Genomic DNA, 896 nt, shown 5'->3' with positions numbered 1-896 from the left:
GAAGGGAGACGTATTCAACTGATGAATACGACAAATAAAGACCGACTCATTGAAGTGACTTCTTATGGTGAATTAGCACTTGCCACGATGGATACAGACCAAGTTCATCCTGTTTTTTCTCGTATGTTTATAGAGACAGAAATTGCTGAGGAAGGCAAAACAATTTTTGCCAAAAGGCGTAAACGCTCACCTAGCGACCCTGATATTCATATTGCTCATTTTGTTTCTAGTACAACAGATACTCTCCAAGAGACAGAAGCTGAAACAGATCGCTCTCTGTTTATTGGTCGGGGGCGATCTATTCATCGTCCCGCTGCATTTGACCAAAATACTCGTTTTAGTAACAGTCAAGGTTGTGTTCTAGATCCTATTATGTCATTGCGCTGCTGTGTACAAATTCCAGCCCATGGCAAAGCAGAACTTATTTTTTGGACTTTCGCTGCTCATACAAAAGAAGCGTTGCATAATCATATTAAACATTATCGACAACCTGATATGTTTCAAAAAGAACTTTCAATGGCATGGACGCGCTCACAAGTTGCACTGTATCAGAGTGGAACTCAGCTTAAAGAAGCCATTGTTTATCAAAAATATGCAACACCGCTTATCTATCCAGACCGCACATGGCGTCTTCCTTCTGAAATATTAGCAAAAATGCTTGGAAAACAGTCTGATCTTTGGCCCATGTCCATTTCAGGAGACAATCCACTCTGTCTTCTTAGATTAAATAACGAGGGAAATATAACTGTACTGCGTGAGCTTCTTAAAGCACACGAATATTGGCGTATGCGCGGTCTTATTGTTGATTTGGTCATTCTCAATGAACAAACATTTTCTTATATACAAAGTACACAACGCGCTCTTGAGTGGGTCTGTGAATCTTATTATCACCACAC

The 896-nt window shown here is 40.2% G+C and carries 1 pseudogene; it reads left to right on the top strand.

The annotated features are described in order from the left end of the window. Window positions 1-896 (top strand): annotated as a pseudogene (locus ACFIL8_RS12835) (protein ndvB); the annotation flags it as partial.

This window comes from Bartonella sp. AP57NXGY, assembly GCF_042195805.1.
Taxonomy (GTDB): Bacteria; Pseudomonadota; Alphaproteobacteria; order Rhizobiales; family Rhizobiaceae; genus Bartonella.
The sequence above is the reverse complement of the archived record's forward strand: the minus strand, read 5'-3'. Positions and strand labels throughout refer to the sequence as shown.